The organism is Psychrobacter sp. TB20-MNA-CIBAN-0197, assembly GCF_040309765.1.
GTDB classification, from domain to species: Bacteria; Pseudomonadota; Gammaproteobacteria; order Pseudomonadales; family Moraxellaceae; genus Psychrobacter; species Psychrobacter submarinus.
In genome coordinates, this window is the sequence record NZ_JBEOPC010001520.1 from 1 (window position 1) to 229 (window position 229).

Genomic DNA, 229 nt, shown 5'->3' on the forward strand with positions numbered 1-229 from the left:
GTCAAGGTATTATGGCTAATAACGGTTCATCATCTGGCGAAGAAACACCGCATCAAAGCGGATATTGCATAGAGATTGATAGACAACTGGAGGTACGAACCAAGCAAGGTAAACGGTTATACATATCAGTCATTGGTGACGTCGCTTTTCATGAAAATGGTGCTGCGGCATATAGTTCTCACGCTGATACTGGTCTAGTGGGTATGTTCGTTTTAAAGCCACAAGGTTC

The 229-nt window shown here is 43.2% G+C and carries 1 protein-coding gene; it reads left to right on the top strand.

Going from position 1 to position 229, the window contains the following annotated elements; genetic code table 11:
* Positions 1-229: hypothetical protein (locus AAEY83_RS19055; RefSeq protein WP_351061852.1), on the top strand; the 229-nt coding region annotated here is incomplete at both ends.